The organism is Streptomyces sp. RK9 (genome assembly GCF_045070545.1).
GTDB lineage: Bacteria > Actinomycetota > Actinomycetes > Streptomycetales > Streptomycetaceae > Streptomyces > Streptomyces alboflavus.
Map to the genome: position 1 here is coordinate 2,532,174 of NZ_CP173703.1, position 19,884 is coordinate 2,552,057.

The following is a 19,884-nucleotide window of genomic DNA, read 5'->3' on the forward strand; positions in this document are numbered from 1 at the left end:
GAAGGCCGCTTGTGCACGCCTTCACGAGGGGGACGTATCCGCCCCATCTGTGGCGTGGGTTACGCCAGGGGGTGACGCCCGCAGCCTGCTCCCGGCGGCCGGTCCGCCTGCTCCCGGCGGGCGGATCCGCTTACTCCCAGCGGAAGAACCGTGCCGCCGCGCCCAGCCCGAGCACCGACCACACCGCCAGGATCCCGAGGTCCGCCCACGGCATCGCGGCCCCGTCCTGGAGCACGTCCCGCAGGCCGTCCGAGAGTGCCGAGATCGGCAGCAGGCCGAGCGTCGACTCGACGGCGCCGGGGAACTTGTCGAGCGGCACGATGACGCCGCCGCCGACGAGCAGGAGCAGGAAGACCAGGTTGGCGGCGGCGAGCGTCGCCTCCGCCTTGAGCGTTCCCGCCATGAGCAGGCCGAGCCCGGAGAAGGCGGCCGTGCCGAGGACCAGGAGCAGCAGCACCGCGAACGGGTTGCCGTGCGGCGACCAGCCGAGCGCGAAGGCGATCGCCGTGAGCAGCGCGATCTGGAGGACCTCGGTGACCAGGACCGACAGGGTCTTGGCCGTCATCAGGCCCCAGCGCGGCAGCGGCGAGGCGGCGAGGCGCTTGAGGACGCCGTAGCGCCGCTCGAAGCCCGTGGCGATGGCCTGCCCGGTGAAGGCCGTCGACATCACGGCGAGCGCGAGGACACCGGGGGTCAGGAAGTCGACGGCCTTGCCGTCGCCCGTGTCGACGATGTCGACCGCGCTGAACAGGACGAGCAGGAGCGTCGGGATGACGACGGTGAGCAGCAGCTGTTCGCCGTTGCGCAGCAGCATCTTCGTCTCGAGCGCGGCCTGCGCGGCGATCATGCGGGGGAGCGGGGCGGCGCCCGGCTGCGGCGCGTACGTACCGGCGGCGCTCATCCGCGCAGCTCCTTGCCCGTGAGTTCCAAGAAGACGTCTTCGAGTGTGTGGCGTTCGACCGAGATCCGGTCCGGCATGACGCCGTGCTGCGCGCACCAGGAGGTGACGGTGGCGAGCAGCTGGGGGTCGACGGTGCCGCTGACGCGGTAGGCGCCGGGGGTGAGTTCGGCGGCGGCGGAGTCCGGGGGCAGGGCCTTGAGGAGGGAGCCGACGTCGAGTCCGGGGCGGCCGGTGAAGCGCAGGGTGTTCTCGGCGCCGCCGCGGCACAGCTCGTCGGGGCTGCCCTGGGCGATGACCTTGCCCGCGTCGATGACGGCGACGTCGTCGGCGAGTTCCTCGGCCTCGTCCATGTGGTGGGTGGTGAGGATCACCGAGACGCCGTCGGCGCGCAGGTCGCGCACCAGGCTCCAGGTGGCGCGGCGCGCCTGCGGGTCGAGGCCCGCGGTCGGCTCGTCGAGGAAGACGAGTTCGGGCCGTCCGACCACGGCCATGGCGAGCGCGAGGCGCTGCTGCTGGCCGCCGGAGAGGCGCCGGTAGGTGGTGCGGCCGCAGGAGTCGAGGCCGAGGCGTTCGATGAGGGCGTCGACGTCGAGGGGGTGCGCGTGCAGCTTCGCGACGTGCCGCAGCATCTCGTCGGCGCGGGCGCCGGAGTAGACGCCGCCGGACTGGAGCATCACGCCGATGCGGGGCCGCAGCGCGGCGGCCTGCCGCACCGGGTCGAGGCCGAGGACGCGGACCTCGCCGGCGTCCGGCCTGCGGTAGCCCTCGCAGGTCTCGATGGTGGTGGTCTTGCCGGCACCGTTCGGGCCGAGGACGGCGGTGACGGCGCCCGCGCGGACGTCGAGGTCGAGGCCGTCCACCGCGGTCTTCTTTCCGTACCGCTTGACCAGACCCACGGCCTGGACGACGGACTCAGTTCCCATGCCGGGAAGTCTAGAGAGGGTCGCGGGTCCTGTGGCCAGCGGGCCCTTGGCCCCCGTGCGGTGAGGCCGCGGGCCGGGTTCGGTCGGTGCGGGACCGGCGCCCCAACCCGTACGTCGGTACGGGACCGACCCCTCAGCCCGTACGCGGCCGGTGCTCCGCCAGCCACCCCTCCGCGTACGCCACCGCCTCCGCCAGCGGGAAGAGCCGCGCCGTGGCCGCCCCCACCCGGCCCCGCGCCACCGCCCGCTCGCGTTCGTAGGCCGCGCCGAGCTCGTCGAAACGGTCGTCGGTGATCGAGGGCTCGCGCACCGTCAGCCAGCGGCGGCCCTCGTCCGTCATGACGGCGAAGGAGTTGTCGACGAGCGGCGCCGGAAGGCGGTACTCCGCCAGGTGGAAGGCCGTGCAGGCGTCGAAGCCCGCGCCCAGGAGCAGCACCCGCGCCCCGGCCCGCTCAAGGGCGGCCAGCGGGCTGCGCTCGCCGAGGCGGCAGTCGAGGGCGTGGCCGTCGGTCAGGGCGGCGGCGCGGGGGCCGACGGCGGCGAAGGAGGTCTGCGGGTGGGCGCTGCGGACGGCGCCGGGCCAGGTGCGCACGGTCTCGGGGACGACGCCGACGCCTCGGGTGCGGGCGGTGCGGGGGTCGTAGGCGGGCATGGTGGCCCGGATGGCGGGCCACCAGGACGCGGGGACGGGAGGGTTCTCCCACTCGGCCGGATCCGAGTTGTCGCTGGACTGCGAGGGCACCACGAGCGTCCCCTCGTCACCCAGACAGTCGAACAGTGCGAGGACGACGGCCTCGGCGCCGCCGCTGACCCAGCCGAGCGAGCTGAGCGAGGTGTGCACGAGCAGCGTCTCGCCGTGGCCGACGCCGAGCGCCCGCAGTTCGTCCGCGATCGAATCGCGGGTGCACAAAGGGCCGGTGGGAGGGGGTGTGGGCATGTCTGCGAGTCTTCCGGGCGGGTCCGGATCGCGCCACCGATTTGATCGATCAGTGATCGTTTCCGCAGGTCAGCTTAGGTATACCTAAGTGACGTAGCGCACCGAACAGTGATCCGGACGCGGGTTGTCAGGCTCTGAGGAATTACGCAACAATGGCGTTGTGAAAAACGTTGGCGAGGCTCGGGAGACCCCCACGGGGGCCCCTCAGGAAGAGCTCGCGACCGGTGAGCGGTCGACCCGCAACCGCGTCGCGCGCTCCATCCTGGACCACGGCCCGTCCACCGTCGCCGACCTCGCAGGACGCCTCGGCCTGACCCAGGCCGCCGTCCGCCGCCACCTCGACTCCCTCGTCCAGGAGAACGTGGTCGAGGGCCGCGAGAAGCGGGTCTACGGCGCCCGTACGCGAGGCCGCCCGGCCAAGGTCTTCGCCCTGACCGACTGCGGCCGTGACGCCTTCGACCAGTCCTACGACAAGCTGGCCGCCGACGCCCTGCGCTGGATCTCCGAGACGCACGGCGAGACGGCGGTCGTGGAATTCGCCCGCGCCCGCATCGCCGAGCAGGCCAAGGCCTACCGCGCGGCGATGGACGCGGCACCCCCCGAGCGCAGGACCGACGCGCTGGCGAAGGCATTGACCGCCGACGGGTACGCTGCTACGGCGCGCAGTGCGCCGGTGGGGGAGCAGCTCTGCCAGCACCACTGTCCGGTCGCCCACGTCGCCGAGCAGTATCCGCAGCTGTGCGAGGCGGAGACGGAAATCTTCTCCGCCCTGCTCGGGACCCACGTCCAGCGCCTGGCCACCATCGCCCACGGGGACGGCGTCTGCACGACGTACATCCCCAAGGCGACCCCCCAGACCACTGATAACGCATCTGCAAGCACCGCCGGGAGGAACCCCGCATGACGCTCCCCATCGAGGAGACTGCCCACCCCGAGCTCGAGGGTCTGGGCAACTACGAATACGGCTGGGCCGACTCCGACGTGGCCGGTGCCTCTGCCAAGCGGGGCATCGACGAGGATGTCGTCCGCGACATCTCCGCGAAGAAGAACGAGCCGGAGTGGATGACCAAGCTCCGTCTCAAGGGCCTGCGCCTGTTCGAGAAGAAGCCCATGCCGAACTGGGGCTCCGACCTCTCCGGCATCGACTTCGACAACATCAAGTACTTCGTGCGCTCCACGGAGAAGCAGGCGGAGTCCTGGGAGGACCTGCCCGAGGACATCAAGAACACGTACGACAAGCTCGGCATCCCCGAGGCGGAGAAGCAGCGCCTCGTCGCCGGTGTCGCCGCCCAGTACGAGTCCGAGGTCGTCTACCACCAGATCCGCGAGGACCTGGAGGAGCAGGGCGTCATCTTCCTGGACACCGACACGGCCCTGAAGGAGCACCCCGAGCTCTTCAAGGAGTACTTCGGCACGGTCATCCCGGTCGGCGACAACAAGTTCGCGTCGCTGAACACGGCCGTGTGGTCCGGCGGCTCCTTCATCTACGTGCCGAAGGGCGTGCACGTCGAGATCCCGCTCCAGGCCTACTTCCGCATCAACACGGAGAACATGGGCCAGTTCGAGCGGACGCTGATCATCGTCGACGAGGACGCCTACGTCCACTACGTCGAGGGCTGCACGGCGCCGATCTACAAGTCGGACTCCCTGCACTCCGCGGTCGTCGAGATCATCGTCAAGAAGGGCGCCCGCTGCCGCTACACGACCATCCAGAACTGGTCGAACAACGTCTACAACCTGGTCACCAAGCGTGCCGTGGCGTACGAGGGCGCGACCATGGAGTGGATCGACGGCAACATCGGCTCCAAGGTGACGATGAAGTACCCCGCCGTCTACCTGATGGGTGAGCACGCCAAGGGCGAGACCCTCTCCATCGCCTTCGCCGGCGAGGGCCAGCACCAGGACGCCGGCTCCAAGATGGTCCACATGGCGCCGAACACGTCGTCCAACATCGTGTCGAAGTCCGTGGCGCGCGGCGGCGGTCGTACGTCCTACCGCGGCCTGGTCGAGATCGGCGAGGGCGCGGCCGGATCGAAGTCCAACGTGCTGTGCGACGCGCTGCTCGTGGACACCATCTCCCGCTCCGACACGTACCCGTACGTGGACGTCCGCGAGGACGACGTCTCCATGGGCCACGAGGCGACCGTCTCCAAGGTCTCCGAGGACCAGCTCTTCTACCTGATGAGCCGCGGCCTCACCGAGTTCGAGGCGATGGCGATGATCGTGCGCGGCTTCGTCGAGCCCATCGCGAAGGAGCTGCCCATGGAGTACGCCCTGGAGCTGAACCGGCTGATCGAGCTGCAGATGGAAGGAGCGGTCGGTTAACCACCGCCCCCTTTCAGCAGTCGCCAGATTTCTTGACGTAGTGACGTAGGAAGAGAGCAGACCGACAGCCATGGCTGAGGCTCAGAACATCCCCGTGGGCTCCACCACCGCGGGCCAGATCGCGGTGGCCGCCGAGTCGACCGTCGCCACGCGCATGAGCGCGCCCCCGTCCTTCGACGTGGCGGACTTCCCCGTCCCCCACGGCCGCGAGGAGGAGTGGCGGTTCACGCCGCTGGAGCGCCTTCGCGGGCTGCACGACGGCACCGCGGCCGCCACCGGTGACGGCGTGCGGATCGACATCGAGGCCCCCGAGGGCGTCGTCGTCGAGACCGTCGGCCGTGACGACGCGCGACTCGGCAAGGCGGGCACCCCCGTGGACCGCGTGGCCGCCCAGGCCTACTCCGCCTTCGAGAAGGCCGGCGTCGTCACCGTCCCCAAGGAGACGGTGCTCACCGAGCCGATCCGCATCGCCGTGCACGGCGAGGGCGGCGTCGCCTACGGCCACCAGGTCATCGAGCTCGGCGCCTTCGCCGAGGCCGTCGTGGTCATCGACCACACCGGCGACGCGGTCCTCGCGGCCAACGTCGACTACGTCCTCGGCGACGGCGCCAAGCTGACCGTCGTCTCCGTCCAGGACTGGGACGACAAGGCCGTCCACGTCGGCCAGCACAACGCGCTGATCGGCCGGGACGCGACCTTCAAGTCGTTCGTGGTCACCTTCGGCGGCGACGTCGTGCGCCTGCACCCGCGCGTGACCTACGCGGGCACCGGCGGCGAGGCCGAGCTGTTCGGCCTGTACTTCACGGACGCCGGCCAGCACCAGGAGCACCGCCTCCTCGTCGACCACAACGTCCCGCACTGCAAGTCCAACGTCGTCTACAAGGGCGCGCTCCAGGGCGAGCAGGCGCACGCGGTGTGGATCGGCGACGTCCTCATCGAGGCCAAGGCCGAGGGCACGGACACCTACGAGATGAACCGCAACCTCGTCCTCACGGACGGCGCCCGCGTGGACTCCGTACCGAACCTGGAGATCGAGACCGGCGAGATCGTCGGCGCCGGTCACGCCTCCGCCACCGGCCGCTTCGACGACGAGCAGCTCTTCTACCTGATGGCCCGCGGCATCCCGGCCGACGAGGCCCGCCGTCTGGTGGTCCGCGGCTTCTTCGCCGAGCTGGTCCAGCAGATCGCCGTCGCCGACATCGAAGAGCGCCTCCTCGTGAAGATCGACGAGGAGCTGGAGGCGTCCGTCTGATGACTTTCGTACGCGCCTGTGGCCTGAGCGAGCTGGAGGAGGACACCCCGAAGCGGGTGGAACTCGACGGCACGCCGGTCTCGGTCGTCCACACCGAGGGCGAGGTGTTCGCGATCCACGACATCTGCTCGCACGCGAACGTCTCGCTCTCCGAGGGCGAGGTGGAGGACTGTCAGATCGAGTGCTGGCTGCACGGCTCCGCGTTCGACCTCCGCACCGGCAAGCCGTCCGGCCTTCCCGCGACGCGCCCCGTCCCCGTATACCCCGTAAAGATCGAAGGGGACGATGTGCTCGTCTCCCTCTCCCAGGAGTCCTGAGGCACCATGGCAACGCTTGAAATCCGCGACCTGCACGTGACCGTCGAGGTCGAGAACGGCACCAAGGAAATCCTCAAGGGTGTCGACCTGACCGTGAAGCAGGGCGAGACGCACGCCATCATGGGCCCCAACGGCTCCGGCAAGTCGACCCTCGCCTACTCCATCGCGGGCCACCCCAAGTACACGATCACGCAGGGCACCGTCACCCTCGACGGCGAGGACGTCCTCGAGATGGAGGTCGACGAGCGTGCCCGCGCGGGCATGTTCCTCGCCATGCAGTACCCGGTCGAGGTCCCCGGCGTCTCCGTCTCCAACTTCCTGCGCACGTCGGCGACGGCGATCCGCGGCGAGGCCCCCAAGCTGCGCACCTGGGTGAAGGAGGTCAAGGAGGCCATGGCCGGCCTCCAGATGGACCCCTCCTTCGCCGAGCGCAACGTCAACGAGGGCTTCTCCGGCGGTGAGAAGAAGCGCCACGAGATCCTGCAGATGGAGCTCCTCAAGCCGAAGATCGCGATCCTCGACGAGACCGACTCCGGCCTGGACGTCGACGCCCTGCGCGTGGTCTCCGAAGGCGTCAACCGCGTCCGTGCCACGGGCGAGGTCGGCACCCTGCTGATCACGCACTACACGCGCATCCTGCGCTACATCAAGCCCGACTTCGTGCACGTCTTCGCGGGCGGCCGCATCGCCGAGTCCGGCGGCGCCGAGCTCGCCGACAAGCTGGAGAACGAGGGCTACGAGGCCTACGTGAAGGGTGGCGCATCCGCGTGACTGTGGCCCGCCAGGGGCTCCCCGGCCTCCTCGACACCGAGGCGCTCCGCAAGGACTTCCCGATCCTGGAGCGCGCGCTCCACGACGGCAAGAAGCTCGTGTACCTGGACAACGCGGCGACCTCGCAGACGCCGCGCCAGGTCATCGACGTGCTCAGCGAGTACTACGAGCAGCACAACGCCAACGTCCACCGCGGCGTGCACGTCCTCGCCGAGGAGGCCACCGCGCTGTACGAGGGCGCGCGTGACAAGGTCGCCGCGTTCATCAACGCGCCGAGCCGCGACGAGGTGATCTTCACCAAGAACGCCTCGGAGTCGCTGAACCTCGTGGCCAACATGCTCGGCTGGGCCGACGAGCCCTACCGCGTGGACCACGAGACCGAGATCGTCATCACGGAGATGGAGCACCACTCCAACATCGTGCCGTGGCAGCTGCTCTCGCAGCGCACGGGCGCGAAGCTGAAGTGGTTCGGCCTCACCGACGACGGCAGGCTCGACCTGTCGAACATCGACGAGGTCATCACCGAGAAGACGAAGATCGTCTCCTTCGTGCTCGTGTCCAACATCCTGGGCACGGTCAACCCGGTCGAGGCGATCGTGCGCCGCGCCCAGGAGGTCGGGGCCCTGGTCCTGATCGACGCCTCCCAGGCCGCGCCGCACATGCCGCTCGACGTGCAGGCCCTGCAGGCCGACTTCGTGGCCTTCACCGGCCACAAGATGTGCGGCCCGACGGGCATCGGCGTGCTGTGGGGCCGCCAGGAGCTCCTGGAGGACCTGCCGCCGTTCCTGGGCGGCGGCGAGATGATCGAGACGGTCTCGATGCACTCGTCGACGTACGCCCCCGCGCCGCACAAGTTCGAGGCGGGCACCCCGCCGGTCGCGCAGGCCGTGGGCCTCGGCGCGGCGGTGGACTACCTCACCTCGATCGGCATGGACAAGATCGCCCAGCACGAGCACGCGATCACCGAGTACGCGGTCAAGCGGCTCCTGGAGGTCCCCGACCTCAGGATCATCGGCCCGTCCACGGCCGAGGAGCGCGGCGCCGCGATCTCCTTCACGCTCGGCGACATCCACCCGCACGACGTGGGCCAGGTCCTCGACGAGCAGGGCATCGCGGTCCGGGTCGGCCACCACTGCGCCCGGCCGGTCTGCCTGCGGTACGGAATTCCCGCGACCACGCGAGCGTCGTTCTATCTGTACTCCACGCCCGGCGAGATCGACACGCTCGTCGAGGGCCTGGAGCACGTACGGAACTTCTTCGGCTGAGGGGCTGTGGCTGAGACGTGAAGCTGGATTCGATGTACCAGGACGTGATCCTGGACCACTACAAGCATCCGCACGGGCGCGGTCTGCGCCCGGGCGACGCCGAGGTGCACCACGTCAACCCGACGTGCGGCGACGAGATCACGCTGCGCGTGAAGTACGACGGCTCGCGCATCGAGGACGTCAGCTATGAGGGCCAGGGCTGCTCCATCAGCCAGGCCAGCGCGTCCGTCCTGAACGAGCTGCTCGTCGGCAAGGACCTGGCCGAGGCGCAGAAGATCCAGGGCGTGTTCCTGGAGCTGATGCAGTCCAAGGGCAAGCTGGAGCCGGACGACGCGATGGAGGAGGTCCTGGAGGACGCGGTCGCGTTCGCCGGGGTCTCCAAGTACCCCGCGCGCGTGAAGTGTGCTCTGCTGAGCTGGATGGCGTGGAAGGACGCGACCGCCCAGGCCCTGGGTGAGAGCGTGGAGAGGAAGACGGCATGAGCGAGCACGGTACGCAGGAGACGCTTTCGACGAAGCCCGCTTCGGAGGAAGAGGTCCGCGAGGCGCTGTACGACGTCGTCGACCCGGAACTGGGCATCGACGTCGTCAACCTGGGCCTGATCTACGGCGTGCACATCGACGACGCCAACATCGCCACCATCGACATGACGCTCACGTCCGCGGCCTGCCCGCTGACCGACGTCATCGAGGACCAGGCGAAGTCCGCGACGGAAGGCATCGTCAACGAGCTCAGGATCAACTGGGTCTGGATGCCGCCGTGGGGCCCGGACAAGATCACGGACGACGGGCGCGAGCAGCTTCGGGCGCTGGGCTTCAACGTCTGATTCCCGCCGCTGTACGCCTCTGAAGGGCCCGCACCGAATCGGTGCGGGCCCTTTTCCGTGCCGCCCGCCGTATCGGCGGATTTTTTATGCACGCGCATGTGTACAGCCGTACCTATCGTTGTGTACGGTAGTACGCATGGGATACGGACTGCTGGCCGCGGCGATCGCGGCGGAGGTGGCCGGGACTACGGCCATGAAGTACAGCGAGGGGTTCAGCCGGCTGTGGCCGTCGCTGCTCACCGTCGCGGGATATCTGCTGGCGTTCACGCTGCTCGCGCAGACGCTGAAGACGCTGTCGGTGGGGACGGCCTACGCGATCTGGGCGGGCATCGGCACCGCCGCCGTCGCCGGGATCGGGATGCTGTTCCTGGGCGAGTCGGCGAGCCTGCTCAAGATCTCGGGCATCGCGCTCGTGATCGCGGGCGTCGTCGTCCTGAACCTCGGCGGGGCCCACTGATGGGTCGGCGCTACGACCCGGAGCGGCGGCAGCGCATCATCGAGGCGGCGCTCCGGGTCGCGGGCGAGAAGGGCATCGCGGGCCTCAGCCACCGGACCGTCGCCGCCGAGGCGGACGTGCCGCTGGGGTCGACGACGTACCACTTCAAGACGCTCGACGACCTGCTCGTGGCCGCGCTGCGCCAGTCCAACGAGGGGTTCGCGCAGCTGGTGCGCGACCGCGGGGGCCTGCGGGACCCGGACGCCGACGTCCCCGCCGAACTGGCGGCGCTGCTCGGCGAGTGGGCCTCAGGGCGGCGCGAGGCGGTCGAGCTGGAGTACGAGCTCTATCTGTCCGCCCTGCGCCGCCCCGCGCTGCGGCCGGTGGCCGCCGAGTGGTGCGAGGGGGTCGCCGAGGTCCTGCGGGAGCGGACCGACCCCGTCACCGCGCGCGGCCTGGTCGCGGTGATGGACGGGGTCTGCCTCCAGGTGCTGCTCACGGGGGGCGAGTACGACGAGGCGTACACCCGGGAGCTGCTCGGGCGGGTGTTCAACTCCGCTGGTTCCGAAGCGATCTGACGGCCTCCAGGGCCGCTTCCACGCTCGCCGTCACATCCGTGACCGGGTACTGCACATCCCGGACGACCCGGTCCGCGTCCACGACGAGCGTCAGCCGCTTGAGGCGGCTGACGCCCGCCGCGCGGAACGTCGGAAGGCGCAGCGCCGCCGTCAGGGCGAGGTCCGCGTCCGAGAGGAGCGGGAAGCGCAGACCCTCCTTGGCGGCGAACGCCCGCTGCTCGTCCGGGCGTTGGGTGGACACGCCGCGCACGGCCGCGCCCGCCGCGGTGAAGTCGGCGAGCCGGTCGCGGTACGTGCACGACTCCAGCGTGCAGCCCCGCGCGCCGGGGATCGCCGACCAGCCGGGCGGGTAGGCGTCCTTGCGGGCGTAGGCGCCGGGGAAGCAGTACAGGACCGTGTACGCCGCGTCCGTGACCGGGTCCGCCTGCTCGCCGTCGTCCGCGAGCAGGCGCAGCGCGGGCACCTTCGTGCCGAGCAGCTCGTGCACGCGCCGCGCCTCCTGTGACGCCTCCGTCGGGGCTGTCGCTGTCATCTCTCCCTCTCCGAGCACCCGTTGGTCTCCCGGGGCGGGCCCCGCTCGCGCTGGAGCTCCTCGAAGCGGTGCACCCCGCGCACGCTCTCTCGGGGTCGGCGGGACGTTGACCCGGAGCCTCGCATGCTGCCATAGTCCGTTCCCAAAAGGAACTCACTCGGAGGCGGGGGCGTGACGATGAGCGGGGGAGGCCTGCGGCGCGGGCTGCGGGACGTGCCGAGGACCGTGTGGCTGCTGGCCGCGGGCCAGTTCTTCAACATGATCGTGGCCTTCACGTTCGTGTACTTCTTCGTGTACCTGACCGACGAGCGAGGCCTGTCCGTCGCCCAGGCCGGGGTGATCAGCGGCATCGGCGGCGCGGGGACGGTGGCCGGGAACTTCACCGGCGGCTGGTTCGGCGACCGCTACGGACACCGGCGGGTGCTCCTCGTCGGCTCGCTGATCAGCGGGGTGGGTGTGCTGGCGCTGCCGGTGCTCTCCGTGCCGCTGCTGTACGTCGCGCCGGTCCTGAGCCAGTACGCGGCCGGGTGCGTGCGCGCGGCCAACGCCGCCCTCGTCGCCACTGTCGTGCCCGAGGGGGCGCGGCGGCAGGCCTTCGCCGTGATGCGGTTCGCCGCCAACGCGGGGTTCACCGTGGGGCCGCCGCTGGGGGCGCTGCTCATCGCGCAGGCCGGGTACGGGACGCTGTTCGTCGTCGACGGGGTCGGGACGCTGATCTTCGCCGCGTACGCCGCGCGGGTGCTGCCCGCACGGGGCGCGGCCCGCGCGACCGGGCCCGCCGAGGCCTCGGACGCGCCCGGCGTCCTCGCCTGCCTGCGGCAGCGGCCCACCGTCGTCCTGCTGCTCGCCGCGATCCTCGTCACCGACCTCGTCTACCGGCAGCAGTACTCCACGCTGCCCGCCGACCTCGACCACCACGGGCTCGACACCGGAGTGTACGGCTGGCTGCTCGCCATCAACGGCGGCCTCATCCTGCTCCTTGAGCTGCCCGTCACCGTCGCCCTGCGCGGGCGGGCGCCGCTGCGGATCATCGGCGGGGGCGTGCTGCTCGTCGGGGCGGGGTACGGGGTGCTCGCCGTCGGCCCCGGATTCGGGACGGCCGTCGCCATGATGCTGCTGCTCACGGCGGGGGAGGTGCTGTACAAGACGCCCGCCACGGCGTACGTCGCCGACCACGCGCCCGCGCATGTGCAGGGGCGGTTCCAGAGCCTGTACTCGGGGGTCTCCGTGAGCGGGGTCGTGCTGTCGGCGCCGCTCGGCGGGGCGCTGTACACGGTGGCGCCGGGGGCGCTGTGGCCGGTGTGCGCGGGGCTTGCCGGGCTGGCGGGGGTGCTGCTCCTGGTGGCGGGAAGGGCGGGAAGGGCAGGACGGGCGGGGGTGTCACGTACCGAGGAGGTGCGCTCGGTACGTGAGACGGGGACCCGCACCGGTTAGCCTCCGTCGGCCCGGCCCGGTTAGGTTTCACTCATGACCGATACGCCTTCTGTTGACACCTCCCGTACGACCGGCGCCGTCGCCGCCGGGCTCGCCACCGTCGCCGCCGACGGCACCGTCCTCGACACCTGGTTCCCCGCCCCCGAGCTGGTCGCCGAGCCCGGCCCCGCCGGGACCGAGCGGCTCGCCGCCGAGCGCGCCGTGGAACTGCTCGGCGAGGGCGCCGCGAAGGCGATCGGGCCCGACGCCCGCCGTGGCGTGGAGGTCGTCGCCGTCCGCACGGTCATCGCGTCCCTGGACGACAAGCCGCTGGACGCGCACGACGTCTACCTGCGCCTGCACCTGCTCAGCCACCGCCTGGTCAAGCCGCACGGCGCGAACCTGGACGGCATGTTCGGCTTCCTCGCCAACGTCGCCTGGACCTCGCTCGGCCCGGTCGCCGTCGACGACCTGGAGAAGGTCCGCCTGAACGCCCGCGCCGAGGGCCTGCACCTGGCGGTGACCTCGGTCGACAAGTTCCCGCGCATGACGGACTACGTCGCCCCCAAGGGCGTCCGCATCGGCGACGCCGACCGGGTGCGGCTCGGCGCGCACCTCGCCGCGGGCACCACCGTGATGCACGAGGGCTTCGTGAACTTCAACGCGGGCACGCTCGGCACGTCCATGGTCGAGGGCCGCATCTCCGCGGGCGTCGTCGTCGGCGACGGCTCCGACATCGGCGGCGGCGCCTCCACGATGGGCACGCTGTCCGGCGGCGGCAACGTCCGCATCGTCATCGGCGAGCGCTGCCTCGTCGGCGCCGAGGCCGGCGTGGGCATCGCGCTCGGCGACGAGTGCGTCGTCGAGGCCGGTCTGTACGTCACCGCGGGCACGCGCGTCACGATGCCCGACGGCGAGATCGTCAAGGCCCGCGACCTGTCCGGCGCCTCGAACATCCTCTTCCGCCGCAACTCGGTCACCGGCGCCGTCGAGGCCCGCCCGAACAACGCGGTCTGGGGCGGCCTGAACGACGTGCTGCACAGCCACAACTGAGCACACCCGCACCACCGAAGCGCCCTCCCGGCCCGCCGGGAGGGCGCTTCGCGTGCGTATGCTGCGCGGGCACACAGCACATGAACTCGGGGAGGACCGGATGCGAAAGACAGCGGTGGGATCGATGGTCACGGGCACGGTGGCCGTCGCGGTGCTCGTCGCCTGCGGGCAGAGCGTCGCGCGGACCGGGGACGGACAGGCGGACGCGGCGGCGAAGACGGGTGGGCACACCTACAAGCTCCAGCACACCGACATCCACTATGGCGGCCCCAAGAATCGCTTCGAGTCGCAGCTGAAGCTCCCGGACGGCCGCCGCGTGGCCATGCACTACCTGGACAAGAAGGGTCTGTACGTCCAGGACTACAGCCCCAAGGAACGCGGCTGGTCCAAGCCGAAGAACATCTACCGCACCAAGACCGACGTCTGCCAGGGCATCACGCTCAAGCACCGCGCCGGCACGGTCGCCGCGATCGCCGACTGGGCGCTGTACTGCTACGACGGCGAGCCCCCGCAGGAGTCGCTCGCCGCCGTCTCCACCGGCCGTCTGACGAAGTGGGACCGCCACCTCACGAGGAGCTTCGACGGCTGGGCCAAGGCCGACATCACCAAGAACGGCAAGCAGGTCACGTTCAAGTACAACTCGGACCGGCTGAAGTGGACCAAGGCGAAGGGCTTCCCCAGCAACCCCCTCAGCTGAATCCCGTCACCACGCTTTCCCCGGACCCGCGTCGCACCACAGGCATAGCGACGCGGGTCCGCGCACGTCCTTCACCACAGAGGGGGCAGCAGGGCCCGCCGGAGAAGAGAAGGTGACGATGGATGCCGAGAGCCAGGACCGCTTCCGGGAGTTCGTTCAGAGCAGGTCCTCCGCCCTGCTGAGGACCGCCGTGCTGCTGTGCGGCGGCGACCGGCACGCCGCCGAGGACCAGTTGCAGACCGCCCTGGTGAAGGTCGCGGGCCGGTGGAGCAGGGTCGAGGACCCGGAGGCGTACGTCCGGCAGGTCCTCTACCGCCAGCAGGTCAGCTGGTGGCGCCTGAAGTGGCCGCGCCGCGAGGTGGCCGTCGCCGAGCCGCCCGAGCGGGCCGACGACGGCGGGGAGAGCGCCGCCGAGCTGCGCGTCGTGATGCGCGGCGCGCTCGCCCGGCTCACCCCGCGCCAGCGCTCCGTGCTCGTCCTCAGGTACTACGAGGACCTGCCGGAGGCCGACGTCGCCCGGATCCTCGGGTGCTCCGTCGGCACCGTCCGCAGCACCGCGCACCGCTCCCTGGCCCGGCTGCGCTCCCTCGCCCCCGAACTGGCCGCGCTCGGCCCGGCCGCCGCCGAGGCCTCGCCGCCCCGTGACATCTCGCCTGTGGAGGTACGTCCGTGAACGTTGACCAGCTGGTGCGCGAGGCGCTCCAGGAACAGGCCGCCGAACAGGGCGGACCGCGCGGGGACCTGGCGGGCCGGGTGCTCGCCACCAGGCGCCGCCGACGCGCCCGGACGATCACGGGTGCCGCGCTCGGCACGGCCGCCGCCGTCGTGGTGGGCGTGACCGCCCTCGACGCGGGGCGCGAGGACGCGGGCCCGGCGAGCGCGTCCCGCACCGGCGACGTGATCGCGCACCCCGGCCAGTCGGTGCCCCGCGACTTCGTCGCCGCGGGGAAGACCGGCCTCGCCGGATACTCCGTCACCCGTGACGTCCCGCAGCAGAACGGCGACGCGCTCCTCGCCCGCTCGTACTTCCTGCTGAACCCGAAGACCATGAAGTACGAGAGGGCCGACGCCAAGTGGGCCTGGGTCGCCGTCGCCCCCGGCATGCGCACCGCCGCCGTCCTGGAGGGCGAACTGCCCACGCGCCGCGTCGGGATGCTCGACCTGCGCACGGGCAAGGTGACGCGCTGGATCACGCTGCGCCACGGCGTGGCGGGCGTCGAGTGGTCCCCGGACGGGAGGCGTCTGGTGGCGACCGCGTACCGCAAGAACCCGGACCGGATGGTCGCCGTGCCCGGAAACGGCGACGTGGGCTGGCCCAAGCACCACGGCAGCCGCACCGGCTACGTCCTGATCGAGGCCGACTCCGGCAAGGTCGGCCCGTTCCGCGACGTGCCCCAGCCCGACCCGGACGAGGACGGCATGTTCCCCGGCGTCTCGCGCCAGGACCTGCACTTCAACCACGACGGCACCCGGCTCTACGTCCAGCAGTACGCGCGCCAGGGCAAGAAGGACTACCGCGACTGGTACACCCTGGGCGGCAGGCCGACCTCCGCGCCCCCCGCCGAGAAGCACGCGGGCCGCCCGCAGGCCGGACTCTCGCCCGACGGCAAGCTGCTCGCGGCCGACGGCGGCGCCGAGGGCTCGCCGGTCCTCGACCCGATGACCGGCAAGAAGGTCGCGTGGGTGCCGAGCCAGGAGCAGCTCGCCTGGGCCGACAGCAAGCGGATCGTCGCGCTCGCCTGCGCCGACCCGGCACGCTGCACCGGCAAGAACAACGACCCCAAGCGGCTCGTCCTCGTCACCGTCGACAGCAAGAAGGCCGTGCCGCTGACCGCCGTCCGCACGGCCCCCCAGGGCTACAAGCGGGTGTGGACGCCGATGCTCACCGCACGCTGAACGGCCCCGGCCGGAAGCGCTCCGCCGAGCGCCTCGTAGGCCGCCAGCAGCCCGTCGACCGTGTTCCGGTCGGCGGGCAGCAGGGGTGGGCGCACCGGACCCGCGGGCAGGCCGAGCGCGCCGAGCAGGGCCTTCGCCGTGACCGTGCCGGGCAGCCCGGAGGCCATCATCAGCTCGATGAGTTCGCTGAGCTGGCGCTGACCGCGTGCCGCGCCCGCCGTGTCGCCCGCGTCGAAGGCGTCCAGGATCGCCCGCAGCGAGCGCGGCGCGACGTTGGCGACCGTGCTGATGTACCCGGCGCCGCCGAGCGCGTACAGCGGCAGGACGAACTCGTCGCAGCCCGTGTAGTACGCGAGGTCCGAGTGCGCCATCACCTTGGCGGAGCCGAGCAGGTCGTACGCGCAGTCCTTGACTCCCACGATCCGCGGATGCTCCGCGAGGCGCAGCATCGTGTCCGGTTCGACGCGGGTGCCGGTGCGGCCCGGGATGTCGTAGACGAGCACCGGCAGACCCGACACGTCCGCGACCGCGCGGAAGTGCGCCTCGACCGCGTCCTGCGGCGGCTTGCTGTAGTACGGCGTGACCACGAGCAGCCCGTCGGCGCCCGCCTTCTCGGCCTGCAGGGCGAGTTCGCCGGTGTGCGCGGTGTCGTTGCTGCCGACGCCCGCGACGACGGCGGCCCGCTCGCCGACGGCCTCCCGGACGGCCCGCAGGAGCGCGCTCTTCTCGGCGTCGGACGTCGTCGGGGACTCGCCCGTGGTGCCGGAGAGGACCAGGCCCTCGCAGCCGTCCGTGACGAGCCGGTCGGCGAGGACCTGGGCGCCGTCCAGGTCGAGGGCGCCGGACGCGGTGAAGGGCGTGACCATGGCGCACAGGGCACGGCCGAAGGGGGCGTCCGGGGACGCGGCGGGTGTGGAGGGTGCGGTCATAGGGGCAGTCTCGGCGGACCGGTCGTGAAGCTCCACTTAATTCTGCTACGAGGTAATGCGAAGGAGCGCTACGAGGTCCGGGGGGCCCGCACGGGCCAGGGGCCGCCGGTGTCCCGCTGGCGTCCACCCCCGGCCGGGGCGCGGGAGCACCGGTGGGACGCGGTGTACAGGAGTGTGACACGTGTCGTCGAGGCGTCGTTGACGGGCCCGGGCGGGCGCAGGACCCTCGGGCCATGACCACGCATCCGTACGAGCGTTACGTCGCCGTCGGAGACAGCCAGACCGAGGGGATCGGCGACGGCGACGAACGGCACGGCTACCGCGGCTGGGCCGACCGCCTCGCGGAGATCCTCGCCGTCGCGAGCCCCGACTTCGCGTACGCCAACCTGGCCGTGCGCGGCCGCCTCGCCGAACAGGTCAGGGACGAGCAACTGGCCCCGGCCCTGGCGCTCAAGCCGGACCTCGCGACCGTCGTCGCGGGCATGGGCGACCTGGTCAGGCCCGGCTACGACGCCGCCCGCACCGCCCGCGCCGTCGAGGAGATGTTCGCCGAACTCACCTCGGCGGGCGCCCGCGTGGTGACCGTGACCTTCCCCGACATCGGCCGCATCGCCCCGCTGGCCCGCCGCGCCCAGCCGCGCGTCATGGAACTCAACGCCCGCATCCGCGCCGCCGCCGACCGGCACGGCGTCGTGGTCCTCGACCTGTTCCCGCAGCGGATCACCGCCGACCCGCGGCTGTGGAGCCGCGACCGCACCCACGCGAGCCCCGTCGGCCACGCCCGCATCGCCGCCGGCGTCGCCGATCTGCTCGGCCTCGCCGGACACGAGGACTGGGCGCGCCCGCTGCCGCCGCTCGCCCCGGTGTCGGCGCTCGGCGGCGCGGCCCAGGAGGTGCGCTGGCTCGTCGGTGCCGCCGGGCCCTGGGCGCGGCGGCGGGTGCGGCGGATGCGGCCCGGCGGGGGCGGCGGGCACCGGGCGAAGCGGCCCGGACTCGACGCGGTCACCCTGCCCGCACCCGAACGGGCTTGACCTGAACCTCACTTCACGTTGGAGCGTAGGGGTCGTACGCCACGCACGAACACCGCGTACACCGTCACCGACCCGCGCGTCCGTGGCCGCACCGACGGCCGCGTCCGCCCACCGAACGTGGAGACCGCCATGACCCGCCGCGCCCTCGCCCACCCCGACCCGACCCGCTCCGACATCGGCCTCACCTTCTTCAGCACCTGGAACGTCGACACCGCCGAGCGGCAGCGGGCGGCCGTGGCCGCCATCGCCCACGCCTGGGAGAGCCGCCCCTGGCCGCACGAGGGCCTGCTCGGCTATCACGTGTACGCGGGTGAGGACGGCGCGACCCTGATGCACCACTCGCAGTGGCGGGACGAGGAGTCCTACCAGGACTTCTTCGCCAACGGCCGGGACGCGCGCAACGACGAGATCGACGCGGCCGTGCCCGGCATCGAACGCCTCGGCCTGGTCAAGTCCCGGCTGTACCGCAGCGTGACGCCGGGCGCCGACGGCCCCGCGCCCGAGGCGTTCGTGACCGTGCACGTCGACTTCGAGGGACCGGACGCCGACCGGCAGCGGACGTGGGTGGACACGGTCCTCGCCGCGATGAACACCGGATCCGTCCCCGGCCTGGTGTCGGCCCACTTCCACCTGAGCATCGACGGCACCCGGATCGTCAACTACGCCGAGTGGGAGACCGCGGCGGCCCATCAGCGGGCGCTGGAGGCGCCGGGCGACGGCATCGGCACGCCCTCGGAGGAGTGGCGCCGGGTGCAGGAGTTCCCGGGGACGCTGGAGACGGGGGCGGTGCGGCGGTGGCGGCGGGAGTTCGGGGTCGTGCCCGGCTAGTTCGCGCCCGGGGCTTTACCCGGCGGGCCGTCCGTGGGGTCATGGAGGCGTGAGCGGGACCGGGGCCCGGCGGCCGCGGCCGTCCCGCTCGACCCGAGGAGTCGCCATGGCCAAGGACAGCCGCAGGAGCAGGAGCAGCGGGAGCGGCAGGGGAGACACCGGCGGCAGGGGTACCGGCAGGGGCACCGGTGACGGGGGCGGCGACGGCACCAGCAGCACCGGCGTGCGGGAGTTCGAGATCGTCCGGGAGTTCGAGGTCGGCTCGCCGCCGCAGCAGGTGTGGGACGCGTTCACCACGGTCACCGGCACCGGCGGCTGGCTCTGGCCGATGGAGTACGAGCCGCGGGTGGGCGGCGCCGCGCCGCACGGCGCCGTCGTCACGGCCTGGGACCCGCCGCGCCGGCTCACGGTCCGCTCCGAAGGGCCGGCCGCGCTCTTCGCGGAGCGCAGCACCAACCACCTGGAGCACCTGATCGAGCCCTGCGACGGCGGCCGCCGCTCCTGGGTGCGGCACGCGCACAGCGGGATCTTCACCCAGGACTGGGAGAACCAGTACGACGCGGCGAGCAAGCACACCGACTTCTATCTGCACACTCTGCGCGAGTACTTGACGTACTTCGCGGGCCGCCCGGTCACCTACACCCACCTCGACGCCCCCGCCGCCGCCACGGCCGCGGACGCCTTCACCCGGCTCGCGCGCGAACTCGGCCTGCCCACCGACGCCTCGGAGGGCGCCCGCTTCCGGCTGAGCGCCGCCGGCGTGGACCTGGACGCCGTGCTCGACTTCCGCACGCCGTACTTCATCGGCCTGCGCACCGACGACGCGCTCTACCGCTTCTTCGGCCGCAACCACTTCGGCCGCCGCGTCGGCGTCACCGTCCACGACTTCGCGGCGCACGCCGACGCCAAGCGAGCGGAGCCCGCGTGGCGGGACTGGCTGACGCGCCTGTACGGCTGACGCGGGCTCCGGCTCC

The 19,884-nt window shown here is 71.7% G+C and carries 22 protein-coding genes and 1 pseudogene; 18 read left to right on the forward strand and 5 right to left on the reverse strand.

The window, feature by feature from the left end; all coding sequences use genetic code 11:
- Nucleotides 1-130: 130 nt before the first annotated feature.
- The 3 genes from AB6L24_RS10180 to AB6L24_RS10190 form a co-directional block, all read right to left on the reverse strand.
- The gene (locus AB6L24_RS10180; RefSeq protein WP_405654370.1) at nucleotides 131-901 is read right to left on the reverse strand and encodes an ABC transporter permease; all 771 of its coding nucleotides are present in this window, start codon (nucleotides 899-901) and stop codon (nucleotides 131-133) included.
- Nucleotides 898-1,824: an ABC transporter ATP-binding protein gene (locus AB6L24_RS10185; protein ID WP_380851331.1), complete on the reverse strand. Its 927-nt coding sequence runs from the start codon at nucleotides 1,822-1,824 to the stop codon at nucleotides 898-900. Before AB6L24_RS10185 ends, AB6L24_RS10180 begins: the two co-directional genes overlap by 4 nt.
- A gap of 133 nt (nucleotides 1,825-1,957) precedes the next feature.
- Nucleotides 1,958-2,761 carry an aminoglycoside N(3)-acetyltransferase gene (locus AB6L24_RS10190; RefSeq protein WP_405654372.1) on the reverse strand — a complete coding sequence of 268 codons (804 nt, stop codon included), beginning with the start codon at nucleotides 2,759-2,761 and terminating at the stop codon, nucleotides 1,958-1,960.
- Between the two features lie 160 nt (nucleotides 2,762-2,921).
- On the opposite strand from AB6L24_RS10190, the gene AB6L24_RS10195 reads away from it, so the two are divergent.
- The 10 genes from AB6L24_RS10195 (at nucleotide 2,922) to AB6L24_RS10240 (ending at nucleotide 10,531) form a co-directional block, all read left to right on the forward strand.
- Nucleotides 2,922-3,665 (forward strand): metalloregulator ArsR/SmtB family transcription factor, encoded by a 744-nt coding sequence (locus tag AB6L24_RS10195; RefSeq protein WP_030358823.1) that lies wholly within the window; start codon nucleotides 2,922-2,924, stop codon nucleotides 3,663-3,665.
- Nucleotides 3,662-5,086 (forward strand): Fe-S cluster assembly protein SufB, encoded by a 1,425-nt coding sequence (sufB, locus tag AB6L24_RS10200; protein WP_405654375.1) that lies wholly within the window; start codon nucleotides 3,662-3,664, stop codon nucleotides 5,084-5,086. Before AB6L24_RS10195 ends, sufB begins: the two co-directional genes overlap by 4 nt.
- Nucleotides 5,087-5,156: 70 nt before the next feature.
- Entirely contained in the window at nucleotides 5,157-6,338 is a 1,182-nt protein-coding gene (gene sufD, locus AB6L24_RS10205; protein ID WP_405654377.1) for a Fe-S cluster assembly protein SufD, read from the forward strand.
- On the forward strand, nucleotides 6,338-6,655 hold the full coding sequence (locus AB6L24_RS10210; protein WP_030687200.1) for a bifunctional 3-phenylpropionate/cinnamic acid dioxygenase ferredoxin subunit: 318 nt from the start codon (nucleotides 6,338-6,340) through the stop codon (nucleotides 6,653-6,655). The genes sufD and AB6L24_RS10210 overlap by 1 nt, the downstream gene beginning before the upstream one ends.
- Before the next feature lie 6 nt (nucleotides 6,656-6,661).
- A complete protein-coding gene (sufC, locus tag AB6L24_RS10215; protein ID WP_405654379.1) occupies nucleotides 6,662-7,426 on the forward strand; it encodes a Fe-S cluster assembly ATPase SufC in 765 nt (254 codons plus the stop codon).
- Nucleotides 7,427-7,428: 2 nt separating this feature from the next.
- Nucleotides 7,429-8,691 (forward strand): cysteine desulfurase, encoded by a 1,263-nt coding sequence (locus AB6L24_RS10220; RefSeq protein WP_380852081.1) that lies wholly within the window; start codon nucleotides 7,429-7,431, stop codon nucleotides 8,689-8,691.
- A 17-nt stretch (nucleotides 8,692-8,708) separates the two neighbouring features.
- A complete protein-coding gene (gene sufU / locus AB6L24_RS10225) occupies nucleotides 8,709-9,173 on the forward strand; it encodes a Fe-S cluster assembly sulfur transfer protein SufU (RefSeq protein WP_405654381.1) in 465 nt (154 codons plus the stop codon).
- Nucleotides 9,170-9,517, forward strand: a complete 348-nt coding sequence (locus AB6L24_RS10230) for a metal-sulfur cluster assembly factor (RefSeq protein ID WP_087883607.1) — start codon at nucleotides 9,170-9,172, stop codon at nucleotides 9,515-9,517. Before sufU ends, AB6L24_RS10230 begins: the two co-directional genes overlap by 4 nt.
- Nucleotides 9,518-9,653: 136 nt before the next feature.
- On the forward strand, nucleotides 9,654-9,974 hold the full coding sequence (locus AB6L24_RS10235) for a multidrug efflux SMR transporter (protein WP_030358831.1): 321 nt from the start codon (nucleotides 9,654-9,656) through the stop codon (nucleotides 9,972-9,974).
- Complete coding sequence (locus AB6L24_RS10240) at nucleotides 9,974-10,531, forward strand: TetR/AcrR family transcriptional regulator (RefSeq protein WP_405654385.1); 558 nt, start codon at nucleotides 9,974-9,976, stop codon at nucleotides 10,529-10,531. The genes AB6L24_RS10235 and AB6L24_RS10240 overlap by 1 nt, the downstream gene beginning before the upstream one ends.
- Here the strand turns inward: AB6L24_RS10240 and AB6L24_RS10245 are convergent.
- Nucleotides 10,503-11,093 (reverse strand): annotated as a pseudogene (locus tag AB6L24_RS10245) (peroxiredoxin); the annotation flags it as partial. The gene AB6L24_RS10240 and the pseudogene AB6L24_RS10245 sit on opposite strands and share 29 nt — an antisense overlap.
- 147 nt (nucleotides 11,094-11,240) lie before the next feature.
- On the opposite strand from AB6L24_RS10245, the gene AB6L24_RS10250 reads away from it, so the two are divergent.
- The 5 genes from AB6L24_RS10250 (at nucleotide 11,241) to AB6L24_RS10270 (ending at nucleotide 16,122) form a co-directional block, all read left to right on the forward strand.
- Nucleotides 11,241-12,497, forward strand: a complete 1,257-nt coding sequence (locus AB6L24_RS10250; protein WP_405654387.1) for an MFS transporter — start codon at nucleotides 11,241-11,243, stop codon at nucleotides 12,495-12,497.
- A gap of 33 nt (nucleotides 12,498-12,530) precedes the next feature.
- Entirely contained in the window at nucleotides 12,531-13,529 is a 999-nt protein-coding gene (gene dapD / locus AB6L24_RS10255) for a 2,3,4,5-tetrahydropyridine-2,6-dicarboxylate N-succinyltransferase (RefSeq protein WP_405654389.1), read from the forward strand.
- 100 nt (nucleotides 13,530-13,629) lie between these two features.
- Entirely contained in the window at nucleotides 13,630-14,226 is a 597-nt protein-coding gene (locus AB6L24_RS10260; protein ID WP_405654391.1) for a hypothetical protein, read from the forward strand.
- 118 nt (nucleotides 14,227-14,344) lie between these two features.
- Complete coding sequence (locus tag AB6L24_RS10265) at nucleotides 14,345-14,899, forward strand: SigE family RNA polymerase sigma factor (RefSeq protein ID WP_341949847.1); 555 nt, start codon at nucleotides 14,345-14,347, stop codon at nucleotides 14,897-14,899.
- Nucleotides 14,896-16,122, forward strand: a complete 1,227-nt coding sequence (locus AB6L24_RS10270; protein ID WP_405654393.1) for a WD40 repeat domain-containing protein — start codon at nucleotides 14,896-14,898, stop codon at nucleotides 16,120-16,122. Before AB6L24_RS10265 ends, AB6L24_RS10270 begins: the two co-directional genes overlap by 4 nt.
- Here AB6L24_RS10270 and dapA read toward each other — a convergent pair.
- Nucleotides 16,083-17,051: a 4-hydroxy-tetrahydrodipicolinate synthase gene (gene dapA, locus AB6L24_RS10275; RefSeq protein WP_405654395.1), complete on the reverse strand. Its 969-nt coding sequence runs from the start codon at nucleotides 17,049-17,051 to the stop codon at nucleotides 16,083-16,085. The genes AB6L24_RS10270 and dapA overlap by 40 nt on opposite strands.
- 233 nt (nucleotides 17,052-17,284) lie before the next feature.
- On the opposite strand from dapA, the gene AB6L24_RS10280 reads away from it, so the two are divergent.
- The 3 genes from AB6L24_RS10280 to AB6L24_RS10290 all read left to right on the forward strand — a co-directional run bounded on the left by AB6L24_RS10280 (nucleotide 17,285) and on the right by AB6L24_RS10290 (nucleotide 19,868).
- Nucleotides 17,285-18,082, forward strand: a complete 798-nt coding sequence (locus tag AB6L24_RS10280; protein WP_405654397.1) for an SGNH/GDSL hydrolase family protein — start codon at nucleotides 17,285-17,287, stop codon at nucleotides 18,080-18,082.
- Nucleotides 18,083-18,211: 129 nt separating this feature from the next.
- Nucleotides 18,212-18,910 carry an antibiotic biosynthesis monooxygenase gene (locus AB6L24_RS10285; RefSeq protein WP_405654399.1) on the forward strand — a complete coding sequence of 233 codons (699 nt, stop codon included), beginning with the start codon at nucleotides 18,212-18,214 and terminating at the stop codon, nucleotides 18,908-18,910.
- A gap of 106 nt (nucleotides 18,911-19,016) precedes the next feature.
- Nucleotides 19,017-19,868 (forward strand): SRPBCC domain-containing protein, encoded by an 852-nt coding sequence (locus AB6L24_RS10290; RefSeq protein ID WP_405654401.1) that lies wholly within the window; start codon nucleotides 19,017-19,019, stop codon nucleotides 19,866-19,868.
- The last annotated feature ends 16 nt before the right edge of the window (nucleotides 19,869-19,884 follow it).